This window comes from Halomonas salsilacus (genome assembly GCF_051216275.1).
In the GTDB taxonomy this organism is placed as follows: domain Bacteria; phylum Pseudomonadota; class Gammaproteobacteria; order Pseudomonadales; family Halomonadaceae; genus Halomonas.
This window is the reverse complement of sequence record NZ_JBPKAQ010000014.1, coordinates 19,404-32,430: the sequence shown is the minus strand read 5'-3', so window position 1 is coordinate 32,430 and position 13,027 is coordinate 19,404. Positions and strand designations below refer to the sequence as shown.

At 60.9% G+C, this 13,027-nt stretch carries 26 protein-coding genes; all 26 read right to left on the bottom strand.

Annotated features, from left to right (window positions below):
• Positions 1 to 9: 9 nt before the first annotated feature.
• Entirely contained in the window at positions 10 to 396 is a 387-nt protein-coding gene (gene rpsK / locus ACR80S_RS16335) for a 30S ribosomal protein S11 (RefSeq protein WP_040183105.1), read from the bottom strand.
• Between the two features lie 39 nt (positions 397 to 435).
• Entirely contained in the window at positions 436 to 792 is a 357-nt protein-coding gene (rpsM, locus tag ACR80S_RS16330) for a 30S ribosomal protein S13 (RefSeq protein ID WP_290906785.1), read from the bottom strand.
• Positions 793 to 914: 122 nt separating this feature from the next.
• Positions 915 to 1,028: a 50S ribosomal protein L36 gene (rpmJ, locus tag ACR80S_RS16325; RefSeq protein WP_008959154.1), complete on the bottom strand. Its 114-nt coding sequence runs from the start codon at positions 1,026 to 1,028 to the stop codon at positions 915 to 917.
• A 77-nt stretch (positions 1,029 to 1,105) separates the two neighbouring features.
• Complete coding sequence (gene secY, locus ACR80S_RS16320; protein WP_435401150.1) at positions 1,106 to 2,437, bottom strand: preprotein translocase subunit SecY; 1,332 nt, start codon at positions 2,435 to 2,437, stop codon at positions 1,106 to 1,108.
• Positions 2,438 to 2,872 carry a 50S ribosomal protein L15 gene (rplO, locus tag ACR80S_RS16315; RefSeq protein WP_435401149.1) on the bottom strand — a complete coding sequence of 145 codons (435 nt, stop codon included), beginning with the start codon at positions 2,870 to 2,872 and terminating at the stop codon, positions 2,438 to 2,440.
• Between the two features lie 3 nt (positions 2,873 to 2,875).
• Positions 2,876 to 3,058: a 50S ribosomal protein L30 gene (rpmD, locus tag ACR80S_RS16310; protein ID WP_290906756.1), complete on the bottom strand. Its 183-nt coding sequence runs from the start codon at positions 3,056 to 3,058 to the stop codon at positions 2,876 to 2,878.
• Between the two features lie 5 nt (positions 3,059 to 3,063).
• Positions 3,064 to 3,564, bottom strand: a complete 501-nt coding sequence (gene rpsE, locus ACR80S_RS16305; protein ID WP_290906758.1) for a 30S ribosomal protein S5 — start codon at positions 3,562 to 3,564, stop codon at positions 3,064 to 3,066.
• 11 nt (positions 3,565 to 3,575) lie between these two features.
• A complete protein-coding gene (gene rplR / locus ACR80S_RS16300) occupies positions 3,576 to 3,926 on the bottom strand; it encodes a 50S ribosomal protein L18 (protein WP_023007536.1) in 351 nt (116 codons plus the stop codon).
• Positions 3,927 to 3,935: 9 nt separating this feature from the next.
• Positions 3,936 to 4,466, bottom strand: a complete 531-nt coding sequence (gene rplF, locus ACR80S_RS16295; RefSeq protein WP_290906759.1) for a 50S ribosomal protein L6 — start codon at positions 4,464 to 4,466, stop codon at positions 3,936 to 3,938.
• A 9-nt stretch (positions 4,467 to 4,475) separates the two neighbouring features.
• Positions 4,476 to 4,868: a 30S ribosomal protein S8 gene (rpsH, locus tag ACR80S_RS16290; protein ID WP_290906760.1), complete on the bottom strand. Its 393-nt coding sequence runs from the start codon at positions 4,866 to 4,868 to the stop codon at positions 4,476 to 4,478.
• Positions 4,869 to 4,897: 29 nt separating this feature from the next.
• Entirely contained in the window at positions 4,898 to 5,203 is a 306-nt protein-coding gene (gene rpsN, locus ACR80S_RS16285) for a 30S ribosomal protein S14 (RefSeq protein WP_290906761.1), read from the bottom strand.
• A gap of 10 nt (positions 5,204 to 5,213) precedes the next feature.
• Complete coding sequence (gene rplE, locus ACR80S_RS16280) at positions 5,214 to 5,753, bottom strand: 50S ribosomal protein L5 (protein WP_379761254.1); 540 nt, start codon at positions 5,751 to 5,753, stop codon at positions 5,214 to 5,216.
• Positions 5,754 to 5,771: 18 nt separating this feature from the next.
• Positions 5,772 to 6,089 (bottom strand): 50S ribosomal protein L24, encoded by a 318-nt coding sequence (rplX, locus tag ACR80S_RS16275; protein WP_435401148.1) that lies wholly within the window; start codon positions 6,087 to 6,089, stop codon positions 5,772 to 5,774.
• A gap of 14 nt (positions 6,090 to 6,103) precedes the next feature.
• Positions 6,104 to 6,475 (bottom strand): 50S ribosomal protein L14, encoded by a 372-nt coding sequence (gene rplN / locus ACR80S_RS16270; protein ID WP_290906764.1) that lies wholly within the window; start codon positions 6,473 to 6,475, stop codon positions 6,104 to 6,106.
• A gap of 52 nt (positions 6,476 to 6,527) precedes the next feature.
• Positions 6,528 to 6,788, bottom strand: coding sequence for a 30S ribosomal protein S17 (gene rpsQ / locus ACR80S_RS16265; RefSeq protein WP_290906786.1), 261 nt, complete (start codon positions 6,786 to 6,788; stop codon positions 6,528 to 6,530).
• A gap of 1 nt (position 6,789) precedes the next feature.
• Entirely contained in the window at positions 6,790 to 6,981 is a 192-nt protein-coding gene (rpmC, locus tag ACR80S_RS16260; protein ID WP_290906765.1) for a 50S ribosomal protein L29, read from the bottom strand.
• On the bottom strand, positions 6,981 to 7,394 hold the full coding sequence (gene rplP / locus ACR80S_RS16255; RefSeq protein ID WP_290906766.1) for a 50S ribosomal protein L16: 414 nt from the start codon (positions 7,392 to 7,394) through the stop codon (positions 6,981 to 6,983). Before rplP ends, rpmC begins: the two co-directional genes overlap by 1 nt.
• A 15-nt stretch (positions 7,395 to 7,409) precedes the next feature.
• Positions 7,410 to 8,108 (bottom strand): 30S ribosomal protein S3, encoded by a 699-nt coding sequence (gene rpsC, locus ACR80S_RS16250; protein ID WP_435403828.1) that lies wholly within the window; start codon positions 8,106 to 8,108, stop codon positions 7,410 to 7,412.
• 11 nt (positions 8,109 to 8,119) lie between these two features.
• On the bottom strand, positions 8,120 to 8,452 hold the full coding sequence (gene rplV / locus ACR80S_RS16245; RefSeq protein WP_010626471.1) for a 50S ribosomal protein L22: 333 nt from the start codon (positions 8,450 to 8,452) through the stop codon (positions 8,120 to 8,122).
• A gap of 18 nt (positions 8,453 to 8,470) precedes the next feature.
• Positions 8,471 to 8,746, bottom strand: coding sequence for a 30S ribosomal protein S19 (rpsS, locus tag ACR80S_RS16240; RefSeq protein WP_290906768.1), 276 nt, complete (start codon positions 8,744 to 8,746; stop codon positions 8,471 to 8,473).
• A gap of 33 nt (positions 8,747 to 8,779) precedes the next feature.
• Complete coding sequence (rplB, locus tag ACR80S_RS16235) at positions 8,780 to 9,610, bottom strand: 50S ribosomal protein L2 (RefSeq protein ID WP_435401146.1); 831 nt, start codon at positions 9,608 to 9,610, stop codon at positions 8,780 to 8,782.
• A 17-nt stretch (positions 9,611 to 9,627) separates the two neighbouring features.
• The gene (gene rplW, locus ACR80S_RS16230; RefSeq protein ID WP_290906770.1) at positions 9,628 to 9,924 is read right to left on the bottom strand and encodes a 50S ribosomal protein L23; all 297 of its coding nucleotides are present in this window, start codon (positions 9,922 to 9,924) and stop codon (positions 9,628 to 9,630) included.
• Positions 9,921 to 10,526 (bottom strand): 50S ribosomal protein L4, encoded by a 606-nt coding sequence (rplD, locus tag ACR80S_RS16225; protein ID WP_435401145.1) that lies wholly within the window; start codon positions 10,524 to 10,526, stop codon positions 9,921 to 9,923. Before rplD ends, rplW begins: the two co-directional genes overlap by 4 nt.
• Before the next feature lie 15 nt (positions 10,527 to 10,541).
• Positions 10,542 to 11,180, bottom strand: a complete 639-nt coding sequence (gene rplC, locus ACR80S_RS16220) for a 50S ribosomal protein L3 (protein WP_435401144.1) — start codon at positions 11,178 to 11,180, stop codon at positions 10,542 to 10,544.
• A 161-nt stretch (positions 11,181 to 11,341) separates the two neighbouring features.
• Entirely contained in the window at positions 11,342 to 11,653 is a 312-nt protein-coding gene (gene rpsJ, locus ACR80S_RS16215; RefSeq protein WP_021819602.1) for a 30S ribosomal protein S10, read from the bottom strand.
• Between the two features lie 161 nt (positions 11,654 to 11,814).
• Positions 11,815 to 13,008 (bottom strand): elongation factor Tu, encoded by a 1,194-nt coding sequence (gene tuf, locus ACR80S_RS16210; RefSeq protein WP_435401143.1) that lies wholly within the window; start codon positions 13,006 to 13,008, stop codon positions 11,815 to 11,817.
• Positions 13,009 to 13,027: the final 19 nt, after the last annotated feature.

The following is a 13,027-nucleotide window of genomic DNA, read 5'->3' as shown; positions in this document are numbered from 1 at the left end:
TCTGTCTCCTTAAACGCGGCGTTTCTTCGGCGGACGGCAGCCATTGTGGGGAATGGGCGTCGCGTCGGTGATGCTCTGCACGCGGAAGCCGGCGGCATTGAGCGCGCGCACGGCGGATTCACGGCCAGGACCGGGGCCCTTGACCAGCACGTCGACGTTTTTCACACCATACTCGGCTGCAGCAGTCGCTGCACGCTCGCTTGCTACTTGAGCAGCGAACGGGGTGCTCTTGCGAGAACCACGAAAACCCGAACCACCGGCAGTCGCCCAAGAAAGAGCGTTGCCCTGGCGGTCTGTGATCGTAATGATCGTGTTGTTAAAAGAGGCGTGGATATGCGCAATGGCATCCACTACCTGCTTTTTAACCTTCTTGCGATTGCTACGCGGGTTAGCCATGTTGATGATTCTTCCTGTCTTTACGCCAGAACGTGCGTGTTATTTGCGGATCGGCTTGCGCGGGCCCTTGCGGGTACGCGCATTGGTCTTGGTACGCTGACCACGCAGCGGAAGACCACGACGATGACGCAGACCACGGTAGCAACCCAAGTCCATGAGACGCTTGATATTAAGCGTGACATCACGGCGAAGGTCGCCCTCTACGGTATACTTGCCAACCTCGGAACGCAGGGTGTCGAGCTCTTCGCTGGACAGCTCCTGGATCTTGGTGGTCGACGCGATGCCGGACGCGGCACAGATTTCCTGTGCACGAGTGCGGCCAATCCCGAAGATATAGGTCAGCGAGATCGCCGCATGCTTGTTGTCCGGGATATTGACGCCTGCAATACGGGCCATCAGCTTACTCCGAAATTTGAGCGGCTTGCTCGTTGGGTCATCTTAAAAGGCGCAACAGCATACCCCTTTCCCTGCGACAGGGCAAGAGGCATGCCGACGCCGGTCCATCACAGTGCCAGGAATCAACCCTGGCGCTGCTTGTGCCGCGGCTCGCTGCAGATGACGCGGACAGCGCCATTGCGACGAATGATCTTGCAGTTGCGACACATTTTCTTAACGGAAGCTCGAACTTTCATCGTTCCATCTCCAAGGTTGGCTCGCGCCGCGGTCCAGTGCTTCGGGTCGCGGCGCGCCAATTCACGAGCGGCGCGCCTCAGCGCATCATGCCGCCGCTACCGTAGCCTTTCAGGTTGGACTTCTTCATCACCGACTCGTACTGGTGCGACATGAGGTGCGATTGCACCTGGGCCATGAAGTCCATGATGACCACCACCACGATCAGCAGCGCCGTGCCGCCGAAGAAGAACGGCACGTTCCAGGCCACGATCAGAAATTGAGGCATCAGGGAAACCGCGGTGATGTACATGGCGCCGAACAGGGTCAGACGGGTCATGACCTTGTCGACATAGCGAGCCGTCTGCTCGCCTGGACGAATCCCCGGCAGGAAGGCACCCGACTTCTTGAGGTTGTCGGCGACGTCCTTGGGATTGAAGACCAGCGCTGTGTAAAAGAAGCAGAAGAATATCACCGCCGCGGCGAAAAGCAAGATATGTAGTGGCTGACCCGGCCCGAGAGCCTGGGAAGCACGCTGAAGCCACTCGAGGCCGTCGCCACTCCCTACCCACTGGCCCAGCGAGGCCGGGAACAGCAGGATACTGGAGGCGAAGATCGCCGGGATGACACCAGCCATGTTCACTTTCAATGGCAGGTAGCTGCTCTGCCCCGCGTACATCTTGTTACCGACCTGGCGCCGTGGGTAGTTCACCGTGATGCGGCGCTGGCCGCGCTCGATGAACACCACGAAGGCGACGGTAGCGACGCCCAGCACGGAGAGGGCCAGCAGCGGAAGTACGTTCCAGGCGCCTTCATTGCGAGCCAGCTCGAAGGCCTGTCCCACCGCGCTCGGCAGACCGGCGACGATGCCCGAGAAGATCAGCAGCGATATGCCATTGCCGATGCCCTTCTCGGTAATCTGCTCGCCCAGCCACATCAGGAACACCGCACCGGTCACGAAGGTGATGATCGCGGTGAAATAGAAGCTGAAGTCTGCGGTGTAGGCGATACCCTGGTTGGCCAGGCCGACCGACATGCCGGTGCCCTGAACCAGGGCCAGGACCACGGTAAGGTAGCGTGTGTATTGGCTGATCTTGCGACGACCGCCCTCGCCTTCCTTCTTGAGCTGCTCAAGATGGGGCGAGACCGCGGTCATCAGCTGCATGATGATCGATGCCGAGATGTAGGGCATGATGCCCAGCGCCATGATACTCATCCGCTCCAGGGCGCCACCCGAGAACATGTTGAACATGCCGAGGATGGTACCCTGCTGCTCCCTGAACAAGGCAGCAAGCTGGTCAGGATTCATACCGGGCACGGGGATGTGGGCACCGATCCGGTACACCACGATGGCGAGGAGCACAAAGCGCAGGCGCGCCCAGAGTTCACCCAGACCGCTGCCCGTCGCCGGCATTTTTCCTGACTTGGCCATTTAGTCCTCTACCTTGCCACCGGCGGCTTCGATCGCGGCACGGGCACCCTTGGTGACCTTGATGCCGCGGACCGTGACCGCCTTGTTCAGTTCGCCGGACAGGATCACCTTCGCGTGCAGCGTGGCATCCTTCAGCACGTTGGCCTGCTTGAGGGTTTCCAGAGTGACCTCGTCACCCGCCACCTTGACCAGCTCACCCAGGCGGACTTCTTCGGAAACCAGCGACTTCATGGAGGTGAAGCCGAACTTCGGCAGACGCCGCTGCAGCGGCATCTGACCGCCCTCGAAGCCGGGCTTGACGCTGCCGCCGCTGCGTGATTTCTGGCCCTTGTGGCCACGGCCGCCGGTCTTGCCCAGACCGGAGCCGATGCCACGACCAACACGCTTCTCGGCGTGCTTTGAACCCGGTGCCGGGCTCAGGCTATTGAGTTTCATGGATTACTCTCCCTCAACGCGCACAAGGTAGGTCACCTTGTGGATCATGCCGCGTACGGCAGGGGTGTCTTCCAGTTCAACCGTGTGACCGATTCGGCGCAGCCCAAGACCCTTCATTGTGGCCTTGTGCGTGGGCAAGATGCCGATGGTGCTGCGGGTCTGGGTCACCTTGAGTGTTGCTGCCATGGTATTTACCCCGTGATCGCTTCGACAGACAGACCGCGCTTGGCGGCTATGTCTTCCGGCGCTTGCATGGCGGTCAGGCCCCTGACGGTAGCCCGCACCACGTTCACCGGATTGGTGGACCCGTAGCACTTGGCCAGGACGTCATGGACACCTGCCAGCTCGAGCACGGAGCGCATGGCGCCGCCTGCGATGATGCCAGTACCCTCGGAAGCGGGCTGCATGTACACCTTGGAGGCGCCATGACGGGCCTTGACCGGGTACTGCAAAGTGCCACCCGCGAGGTTGACCTTGACCATGTTGCGGCGAGCCTGGTCCATCGCCTTCTGGATCGCGACCGGCACTTCACGCGCCTTGCCGCGACCGAAGCCGACTCGGCCCTTGCCGTCACCCACGACGGTCAGAGCGGTGAAACCGAAGATACGGCCACCCTTGACCACCTTGGCGACACGGTTGACCTGTACCAGTTTCTCCTGGAGGTCGCCGCTTTGCTGTTCGTTCTTCGCCATCGTAAAACCCTTTAGAATTCCAGGCCGCCTTCACGAGCGGCGTCGGCCAGGGCCTTCACGCGCCCATGGTACTTGAAACCGGCACGATCGAAGGCCACCTGGGTGATACCTGCTTCCTTGGCGCGCTCGGCAATCAGAGCGCCCACCTTGGCGGCGGCGTCGGCATTGCCGGTTGCACCCTCACGCAGGGCCTTGTCCAGCGTGGAAGCGCTGGCGAGGACCTTACCACCATCCGGCGAGATGATCTGCGCATAGATGTGGCGGGGGGTACGGTTGACGCACAGGCGATACACGCCCAGCTCGCGGATCTTGGCGCGAGCGCGGCGGGCACGACGGAGACGAGATTCTTTCTTCGCGTTCATAACCCTGCCTTACTTCTTCTTGGCTTCTTTGCGACGCACCTGCTCGTCGGCGTACCGTACACCCTTGCCCTTATAGGGTTCAGGCGGACGGAAGGCGCGGATTTCCGCGGCAACCTGGCCGAGCATCTGCTTGTCCGCGCTCTTCAGCACGATCTGGGTGTTCTTCGGCGTTTCCGCGGAGACACCCTCAGGCAGCGTGTATTCGACCGGGTGCGAGAAGCCCAGTGACAGATTGAGCGTCTGGCCCTTGGCTTGGGCACGATAACCGACGCCGATGATTTCGAGAGACTTGGTGAAGCCTTCGCTCACGCCGGTGACCAGGTTCTGAACCAGGGCACGGGTGGTACCGGACATGGCCCAGCTCTTGGCGGCCTCGCTCGGCGCGAAGGTCAGCTGACCCTCTTCCTGACCAATCACCACATCGGGGTGAATCGTCAGGGACAACTTACCCTGACCGCCCTTGACGGTCAGCTGGTCGCCGTCGAGATTGATCTCGACGCCAGCGGGCACTTTAACCGGATATTTGGCTACGCGTGACATTCCAAACTCCTAGAATACGGTGCAGAGGACTTCGCCACCGACACCGGCCTTGCGAGCCGCGCGATCGGTCATCACCCCGTTGGAGGTGGTGACGATAGCGATACCCAGGCCATCGGCGACCTTCGGCAGCGCGTCCTTGCCCTTGTACTGGCGCAGGGACGGCTTGGAAACTCGCTGAATGTGCTCGATGACCGGCTTGCCCTCGAAGTACTTGAGGGTCACCGTCAGCTCGGGCTTGGCAGCCTCGGACACCGCGAAGTCGTTGATGTAACCCTCTTCCTTCAATACGCGGGCCACCTCGATCTTCAGCTTGGAGGACGGCATGGTGACCGTCTCCTTGGTGGCCATCTGCGCATTGCGGATACGAGTGAACATATCCGCCAGAGTGTCTTGCATGCTCATTTACGTTGCGCTCCTGATTCTCGCGTGGCTTACCAGCTGGACTTCTTCAGTCCAGGGACGTCGCCACGCATGGCGGCTTCGCGAAGCTTGTTGCGGCCGAGGCCGAACTTGTTGTAGTAGCCGTGCGGACGGCCGGTGATGCGGCAACGGTTACGCTGACGCACCGGGCTGGAGTCTCGCGGCAGCTGCTGCAGCTTCAGCGTCGCCTCGAAGCGCTCTTCATCGGAAGTGTTGACATCCTGGATGATCGCCTTGAGCTCGGCGCGCCTGGCGGCAAATTTCGCCACCAGTTTGGTGCGCTTGAGCTCACGCTCTACCATGCTTTTCTTTGCCATGATCCCACCCTTATTTCTTGAACGGGAAGTTCAGCGCGCTCAACAGCGCACGACCTTCATCATCGGTTTTGGCGGTGGTGGTGATGGTGACATCCAGACCACGGATCCGATCGATCTTATCATACTCGATCTCCGGGAAGATGATCTGCTCACGCACCCCCATGGAGTAATTGCCACGACCGTCGAAGGACTTCGGGTTGAGACCACGGAAGTCACGAACGCGGGGGATCGCGATATTCACCAGGCGATCGAGGAAGTCCCACATGCGCTCGGAGCGCAGCGTTACCTTGATCCCGATCGGCCAGCCTTCACGCACCTTGAAGCCCGCGATGGACTTGCGTGCCTTGGTCACCATCGGCTTCTGACCGGAAAGCTTCTCCAGATCACCGATGGCATTGTCGATCAGCTTCTTGTCGCTGGTCGCTTCGCCGATGCCCATGTTAAGAGTCACCTTGGTGACCCGCGGCACCTGCATCACGTTGGCGTAGCTGAACTGCTCTTTGAGTTGAGCCACCACCTCGTTCTGATAACGTTCTTTCAAGTTCGCCATTTTGCTACCCGACTCGCGTTAGGCGTCGATCTGCGTCTGCGTCGACTTGTAGATACGTACCTTGGTACCGTCTTCCTTCACCTGGAAGCCGACGCGATCCGCCTTACCGGTCTCCGAATTGAAGATGGCTACGTTGGACACGTGAATCGGAGCCTCACGCTCGACGATACCGCCCTGATTGCCCGCCATGGGATTGGGCTTGGTGTGACGCTTGATCATGTTCACACCGGACACGACATAGCGATCGTCCTTGAGGACGCGCTTCACCGTGCCACGCTTACCCTTATCCTTGCCGGCGATGACGACGACTTCATCGTCACGTTTGATTTTTTGCATATCCGCCTCGCTCCTTACAGCACTTCAGGCGCCAAGGAAATGATCTTCATGAACTTCTCGTTGCGAAGCTCACGGGTCACCGGCCCGAAGATACGGGTACCGATTGGCTGTTCGTTGGTGTTGTTCAACAGAACCGCCGCATTTCCATCGAAACGGATCAGCGAACCGTCGGAACGACGGACGCCGCTACGGGTGCGAACCACCACCGCCTTGAGGACCTGGCCCTTCTTGACCTTGCCACGCGGAATGGCTTCCTTCACCGTGACCTTGATGACATCGCCGATGTGAGCGTAGCGACGGTGTGAACCGCCCAACACCTTGATGCATTGCACCCGGCGCGCTCCGCTGTTGTCGGCGACATCCAGCATTGTCTGAGTCTGAATCATCGGTTTTCTCCAAACCTAATCTGACTGCACTGGTTTGACAGGCGTGAGCTGATCAGCCCTTGGCCTGCTCGACCACCTCGACCAGCTTCCAGGACTTGGTCTTGGACAGCGGGCGGCACTCCTGGATGGAGACCGTATCGCCGTCCTTCGCCTGGTTCGCCTCGTCATGGGCGTGCAGCTTGGTGGAGCGCTTGACGTACTTGCCGTAGATCGGGTGACGCACGCGGCGCTCGATCATCACGACGATGGACTTATCCATCTTGTCGCTCACCACCTTGCCGGTGAGCGTACGAGCTTTCTTTTCTTCGACCATCTCAGTCACCTGCCTTCTCGTTGAGCACAGTCTTCACCCGGGCGATATCCCGACGAACCTGCTTGAGCAGATGAGTCTGGCTGAGCTGACCGGTGGCCTTCTGCATGCGCAGGTTGAACTGCTCGCGGAGGAGTTCGAGGAGCTGACTCTTCAGCTCATCGACTGATTTTTCACGGATTTCCTGGGCTTTCATCACATCACCGTCCGTTTCACAAAGGTGGTGGATATGGGCATCTTCTGGGCCGCCAGAGTGAAGGCCTCACGGGCCAACTCTTCGGAAACGCCTTCGATCTCATACAGGACCCGACCCGGCTGGATCTGCGCGACCCAGTACTCGACGGAGCCCTTGCCTTTACCCATACGGACTTCGAGTGGCTTCTTGGAAATCGGCTTGTCCGGGAACACGCGGATCCAGATCTTGCCGCCACGCTTGACGTGACGGGTGATCGCGCGACGGCCGGCCTCGATCTGGCGCGCAGTGATGCGGCCGCGACCGGTTGCCTTAAGGCCGTATTCCCCGAAGCTGATCTTGCTCCCGCGATGCGCCAGGCCACGGTTACGGCCTTTCTGCATCTTGCGGAATTTCATACGCTTGGGTTGTAACATCGACTCGCTCTCCCCTTACCTGGAACCTTTCTTCTTGGAGGGCGCGGCCTGAGGCTGCTTCGCCTTGGCGCGGACCTCTTCGATGCCCCCGAGGATCTCGCCCTTGAAGACCCACACCTTGACACCGATGATGCCGTAGGTGGTCTTGGCCTCAAAGGCGGCGTAGTCGATGTCCGCACGCAGGGTATGCAGCGGAACACGACCTTCCCGGTACCATTCGGTGCGCGCGATTTCCGCGCCACCGAGACGGCCGGCCAGCATCACCTTGATGCCACCGGCGCCCAGGCGCATGGCGTTCTGTACCGCACGCTTCATGGCGCGACGGAACATGACGCGGCGCTCGAGCTGGCCGGCGATGTTCTGGGCCACGAGCATGGCGTCCAGCTCGGGCTTGCGAACTTCCTCGATGTTGACGTGCACAGGCACGCCCATCATCGCGGTGACTTCACGGCGCAGGCGATCGACATCTTCGCCCTTCTTGCCAATCACGATGCCCGGACGGGCGGTGTGAATGGTGATGCGCGCGTTATTGGCAGGACGCTCGATAGTGATGCGGCTCACGGAAGCGTTCTTGAGACGCTCCACGAGAAAGCTTCGCACTGCGAGGTCGCTGTTGAGCTTATCGGCATAGGCGCCGCGCTCGGCGTACCAGACTGAAGTATGGTCTTTGACGATACCCAGTCGGATGCCTGTTGGATGTACTTTCTGACCCATCTGGTCGACTCCTACTTCTCGGCTACCTTGACGGTGATGTGGCAGGTGCGCTTCAAGATACGATCCGCGCGGCCCTTGGCACGCGGCTTGATACGCTTGAGCGTCATGCCCTCATCGACGCAGATGGTCGAGACACGCAGCTCGTCGATATCCATGCCGTTATTTTCTTCCGCATTCGCGATGGCGGACTGCAGCACTTTCTTGACCAGTTTGGCAGCCTTCTTCGGTGAGAAGGTCAGCAGGTCCAGCGCCTCGGCGACCGGTTTACCGCGCACCTGGTCAGCCACCAAACGGGCCTTCTGGGCGGATAAACGAGCGCCACGCAGCTTAGCTGTGACTTCCATCTCTCAATCCTCTCTGGCTTACCGTTTGGCTTTCTTGTCCGCCGCATGACCGCGATAGGTGCGGGTAGCAGCGAATTCGCCCAGCTTGTGGCCAACCATCTCCTCGGCGACGTGCACCGGGACGTGCTGGCGACCGTTATGGACCGCAATGGTGAGCCCGACCATGTTGGGCAGGATCATAGAACGACGTGACCAGGTCTTGATCGGTTTGCGGTCGTTCTTCTCCACTGCAGCCTCAACCTTCTTCAGCAGATGAAGGTCAATGAAGGGACCTTTCTTCAGTGAACGTGGCACAGCCGTTACCTCTTAAAGTCTTGGCGTTTTCAATCAGTTCCGGGCCTTGCGGCGACGGATGATCAGCTTGTCGGTGCGCTTGTTCTTGCGGGTCTTGTGGCCCTTGGTGGGGATACCCCACGGGGACACCGGATGACGACCACCGCTGGTGCGACCTTCGCCGCCGCCGTGGGGGTGATCCACCGGGTTCATGGCCACGCCGCGAACGGTCGGGCGCACACCTCTCCAGCGCTTTGCACCGGCCTTGCCAAGCTGACGCAGGCTGTGCTCGGAGTTGCTCACTTCCCCCAGGGTCGCGCGGCATTCGCTCAGCACCTTGCGCATCTCGCCGGAGCGCAGACGCAGCGTGGCATAGCTGCCTTCACGGGCGACCAGCTGGGCGCTGGTGCCGGCACTGCGAGCGATCTGAGCGCCCTTGCCGGGCTTAAGCTCGATGCAGTGCACGGTAGAACCCAGCGGAATGTTACGCAGCGGAAGAGCATTGCCCTTCTTGATGGCCGCGTTGACCCCGGACTCGAGTTTGTCGCCTGCGCTCACGCCCTTGGGCGCGATGATGTAGCGACGCTCACCGTCCAGGTACTTCAGCAGCGCGATGTGAGCGCTTCGGTTTGGGTCATACTCAATGCGCTCGACGATGGCCGGAATGCCATCCTTGATACGCTTGAAGTCGATGATCCGGTAGTGCTGACGGTGCCCACCGCCCACGTGACGGGTGGTGATACGACCGTTGTTGTTACGACCACCACTGCGCGACTGCTTTTCGAGCAGTGCCGCGAAGGGCTTGCCCTTGTGCAGGTCTTCACCAACGATCTTGACGACGTGGCGACGGCCGGCGGATGTGGGTTTGGTCTTGACGATTGCCATTGTCCGTACTCCTGCCCTTATTCGGCGCCAGAGAAGTCTTCAAGGGTTTCGCCGGCGGCCAGCGATACATAGGCCTTGCGATACCCCTTGCGGTGACCCAGTCCATGCGCGGTGCGCTTGGTCTTGCCCTTGACGTTCAGCGTCTGAACGCGTTCGACCTTCTTGCCAAACAGGGCCTCGACGGCCTTCTTGATCTCGGGCTTGGTCGCGTCGCTGGCCACTTTGAACACGTACTGGTTGCGTTCGGCTGCCATTGCGGCCTTCTCGGTCACGTGCGGACCCAGCAGGACCTTGAATACACGCTCCTGGTTCATGCCAGCTTCTCCTCGAATTTGCGCAGGGCCGAGACGGTGACCAGCACCTTGTCGAAGGCGACCAGGCTCACCGGGTCAGCGGCGGCCACGTCCACCACATCCACGTTGGGAATGTTGCGGGCGGCCAGATAGAGCTTCTCGTCGACTTCTTCGGTGACGATCAGCACCTTCTCAAGGCCCAGTTCGCTGAGCTTGGCCACCAGCTCCTTGGTCTTCGGCGCTTCGACGGAGATCTCCTCGACGGCCACCAGTCGCTCCTGACGCACCAGCTCGGAGAGAATGGAGCGCATCGCCGCGCGATACATCTTGCGGTTGACCTTCTGCGAGTGGTCCTGAGGACGCGCTGCAAAGGTCACACCGCCGCTGCGCCATAGCGGAGAGCGGATGGTGCCGGCACGAGCGCGACCGGTGCCCTTCTGACGCCACGGCTTCTTGCCGCCGCCACGCACGTCGGAACGGTTCTTCTGGGCGCGAGTCCCCTGACGACCACCGGCCAGATAGGCGGTGACGACCTGGTGCACGAGCGCTTCGTTGAAGTCTTTGCCAAAGGTGGCGTCGGACACTTCGACAGTGCCAGCCCCGGCTGCAAGATTCAGATTCATCGGTCTCTATCCCCTTCAGCCAGCTTTCACGGCGCTGCGCACGATCACGTCACTGCCGGTGGCACCGGGCACGGCGCCCTTGACCAGCAGCAGGTTGCGTTCAACATCGACACGCACGACTTCAAGGCTCTGGACGGTGCAACGGACGTTGCCCATCTGGCCGGCCATCTTCTTGCCCTTGAACACGCGGCCGGGGGTCTGGCACATGCCGATGGAACCCGGCGCGCGGTGGGACAGGGAGTTGCCGTGGGTGGCATCCTGGGTGCGGAAGTTCCAGCGCTTGACGGCGCCCTGGAAGCCCTTGCCTTTGGAGGTGCCGGTCACATCGATCTTCTGACCAGCTTCGAAGAGGGATACGGTGAATTCGCCGCCCACCGCCGGAGCCTCGTCGCCTTCTTCCAGGCGGAACTCCATCAGCGAACGACCGGCCTCGACACCCGCCTTGGCGTACTGACCCGCCTGAGCTTTGGTAAGGTGCTTGGCCTTGCGAGAGCCGGCTGTCACCTGAACCGCCGCGTAGCCGTCATTCTCGACGGTCTTGACGCGAGTGATGCGGTTGGGAGCAACCTCGATCACGGTTACGGGCACAGAAGCGCCGTCTTCGGCAAAGACACGGGTCATCCCGGCCTTTTTACCGACTAAACCGATAGTCATACTCAGTCTCCTTTAGTGTACGGGGCTGTCACCCGCTATGGCTGCCCTTTCCAGAGCATTCCACTAGCACGTTGTATGGCGCCTCACGGCGCGGCGGCTGCTGCTCATGCCAGCTCCGTAAGAGCAGGGATGAGCGCTGGGCCGCAAGTGTCTAGTTGGAATCAGTCGAGCTTGATCTGCACGTCCACGCCGGCGGCGAGGTCGAGCTTCATCAGCGCATCGACGGTCTTTTCCGTGGGTTCGACGATGTCGAGCACACGCTTGTGGGTACGAATCTCGTACTGGTCCCGCGCGTCCTTGTTGACGTGCGGCGAGATCAGCACGGTGTACCGCTCGCGGTTGGTCGGCAGGGGAATCGGTCCACGAACCTGGGCGCCGGTACGCTTGGCGGTCTCAACGATCTCCGCGGCGGACTGGTCGATCAGGCGATGGTCGAAGGCCTTCAACCGAATGCGAATCTTCTGGTTCTGCATTTGCCCTTAACTCCAATGGATCTCGACGGCGCGAGCCGTCAACCCACGCATTCAAAGGATGCGCATTATAGGTGCGCCGCGGACGAGAGTCAAACACTCTCCGCGATGCGCAGAAAGGGGGCCCCTGACGGGGCCCCCTTTGATCATCGTTCGGCCGCAGCTTACTTGAGGATCTTGGCCACGACGCCGGCGCCGACGGTGCGGCCGCCTTCACGGATGGCGAAGCGCAGACCGTCGTCCATGGCGATCGGGGCAATCAGGGTGACAACCATCTTGACGTTGTCGCCCGGCATGACCATCTCGACGCCTTCCGGCAGCTCACAGGTACCGGTGACATCGGTGGTACGGAAGTAGAACTGCGGACGGTAGCCCTTGAAGAACGGCGTGTGACGACCACCCTCCTCCTTGGACAGCACATAGACTTCGGCTTCGAAGACGGTGTGCGGGTTGATGGAGCCAGGCTTGGCCAGGACCTGGCCACGTTCGACGTCGTCACGTTTGGTGCCACGCAACAGGGCGCCGACGTTCTCACCGGCACGACCCTCGTCGAGAAGCTTGCGGAACATCTCGACACCGGTCACCACGGTCTTGGTCGTGTCGCGGATACCGACGATCTCGATCTCTTCGCCGGCCTTGACGATGCCACGCTCGATACGGCCGGTGACCACGGTGCCGCGGCCGGAGATGGAGAACACGTCCTCGATCGGCATCAGGAACGGCTGATCGATGGCACGCTCCGGCTCCGGAATGTACTCGTCCAGGGCCTTGATCAGGTTGGCAACGGCGGTGGTGCCCATGCCGTTGTCGTCCTTGCCTTCCAGGGCCATCAGGGCAGAGCCGGTGATGATCGGGGTGTCGTCGCCCGGGAAGTCGTACTCGCTGAGGAGTTCGCGCACTTCCATCTCGACCAGCTCGAGAAGCTCCTCGTCGTCGACCATGTCGGCCTTGTTCAGGAACACGACGATGTACGGAACACCAACCTGACGAGAGAGCAGAATGTGCTCGCGGGTCTGAGGCATGGGGCCGTCGGCGGCGGACACCACCAGAATGGCGCCATCCATCTGGGCCGCACCGGTGATCATGTTCTTCACATAGTCGGCGTGGCCGGGACAGTCGACGTGCGCGTAGTGGCGCTGCTCGGACTGGTACTCCACGTGAGAGGTGGCAATGGTGATGCCGCGCTCACGCTCTTCCGGAGCGTTGTCGATGGTGTCGAACTCGCGCCAGTCACCGCCGAATACCTCGGCGGAGACGCGGGTCAGGGCCGCAGTCAGCGTGGTCTTGCCGTGGTCGACGTGACCGATGGTGCCGACGTTGACGTGCGGTTTGGAACGCTCAAATTTTTCCTTAGCCACTGCTATAACCTCTTTACGT

Excerpts from the sequence above, each read along its gene's own strand:
- rplC (WP_435401144.1), bottom strand. The coding sequence starts at position 11,180 with ATGACTATCGGTTTAGTCGGTAAAAAGGCCGGGATGACCCGTGTCTTT.
- rplP (WP_290906766.1), bottom strand. The coding sequence starts at position 7,394 with ATGTTACAACCCAAGCGTATGAAATTCCGCAAGATGCAGAAAGGCCGT.
- rplX (WP_435401148.1), bottom strand. The coding sequence starts at position 6,089 with ATGCAAAAAATCAAACGTGACGATGAAGTCGTCGTCATCGCCGGCAAG.
- rpmJ (WP_008959154.1), bottom strand. The coding sequence starts at position 1,028 with ATGAAAGTTCGAGCTTCCGTTAAGAAAATGTGTCGCAACTGCAAGATC.
- rplE (WP_379761254.1), bottom strand. The coding sequence starts at position 5,753 with ATGGCGAACTTGAAAGAACGTTATCAGAACGAGGTGGTGGCTCAACTC.
- secY (WP_435401150.1), bottom strand. The coding sequence starts at position 2,437 with ATGGCCAAGTCAGGAAAAATGCCGGCGACGGGCAGCGGTCTGGGTGAA.
- rplF (WP_290906759.1), bottom strand. The coding sequence starts at position 4,466 with ATGTCACGCGTAGCCAAATATCCGGTTAAAGTGCCCGCTGGCGTCGAG.
- rpsE (WP_290906758.1), bottom strand. The coding sequence starts at position 3,564 with ATGGCGAAGAACGAACAGCAAAGCGGCGACCTCCAGGAGAAACTGGTA.
- rplR (WP_023007536.1), bottom strand. The coding sequence starts at position 3,926 with ATGAACGCGAAGAAAGAATCTCGTCTCCGTCGTGCCCGCCGCGCTCGC.
- rpsM (WP_290906785.1), bottom strand. The coding sequence starts at position 792 with ATGGCCCGTATTGCAGGCGTCAATATCCCGGACAACAAGCATGCGGCG.
- rplB (WP_435401146.1), bottom strand. The coding sequence starts at position 9,610 with ATGGCAATCGTCAAGACCAAACCCACATCCGCCGGCCGTCGCCACGTC.
- rpmC (WP_290906765.1), bottom strand. The coding sequence starts at position 6,981 with ATGAAAGCCCAGGAAATCCGTGAAAAATCAGTCGATGAGCTGAAGAGT.
- rplN (WP_290906764.1), bottom strand. The coding sequence starts at position 6,475 with ATGATTCAGACTCAGACAATGCTGGATGTCGCCGACAACAGCGGAGCG.
- rplV (WP_010626471.1), bottom strand. The coding sequence starts at position 8,452 with ATGGAAGTCACAGCTAAGCTGCGTGGCGCTCGTTTATCCGCCCAGAAG.
- rpsK (WP_040183105.1), bottom strand. The coding sequence starts at position 396 with ATGGCTAACCCGCGTAGCAATCGCAAGAAGGTTAAAAAGCAGGTAGTG.
- rplW (WP_290906770.1), bottom strand. The coding sequence starts at position 9,924 with ATGAACCAGGAGCGTGTATTCAAGGTCCTGCTGGGTCCGCACGTGACC.
- rpsC (WP_435403828.1), bottom strand. The coding sequence starts at position 8,108 with ATGGGTCAGAAAGTACATCCAACAGGCATCCGACTGGGTATCGTCAAA.
- rpsN (WP_290906761.1), bottom strand. The coding sequence starts at position 5,203 with ATGGCAAAGAAAAGCATGGTAGAGCGTGAGCTCAAGCGCACCAAACTG.
- rpsJ (WP_021819602.1), bottom strand. The coding sequence starts at position 11,653 with ATGCAGAACCAGAAGATTCGCATTCGGTTGAAGGCCTTCGACCATCGC.
- rpsQ (WP_290906786.1), bottom strand. The coding sequence starts at position 6,788 with ATGGTCGAAGAAAAGAAAGCTCGTACGCTCACCGGCAAGGTGGTGAGC.
- rpmD (WP_290906756.1), bottom strand. The coding sequence starts at position 3,058 with ATGGCAGCAACACTCAAGGTGACCCAGACCCGCAGCACCATCGGCATC.
- rpsH (WP_290906760.1), bottom strand. The coding sequence starts at position 4,868 with ATGAGCATGCAAGACACTCTGGCGGATATGTTCACTCGTATCCGCAAT.
- rplD (WP_435401145.1), bottom strand. The coding sequence starts at position 10,526 with ATGAATCTGAATCTTGCAGCCGGGGCTGGCACTGTCGAAGTGTCCGAC.
- rplO (WP_435401149.1), bottom strand. The coding sequence starts at position 2,872 with ATGAAACTCAATAGCCTGAGCCCGGCACCGGGTTCAAAGCACGCCGAG.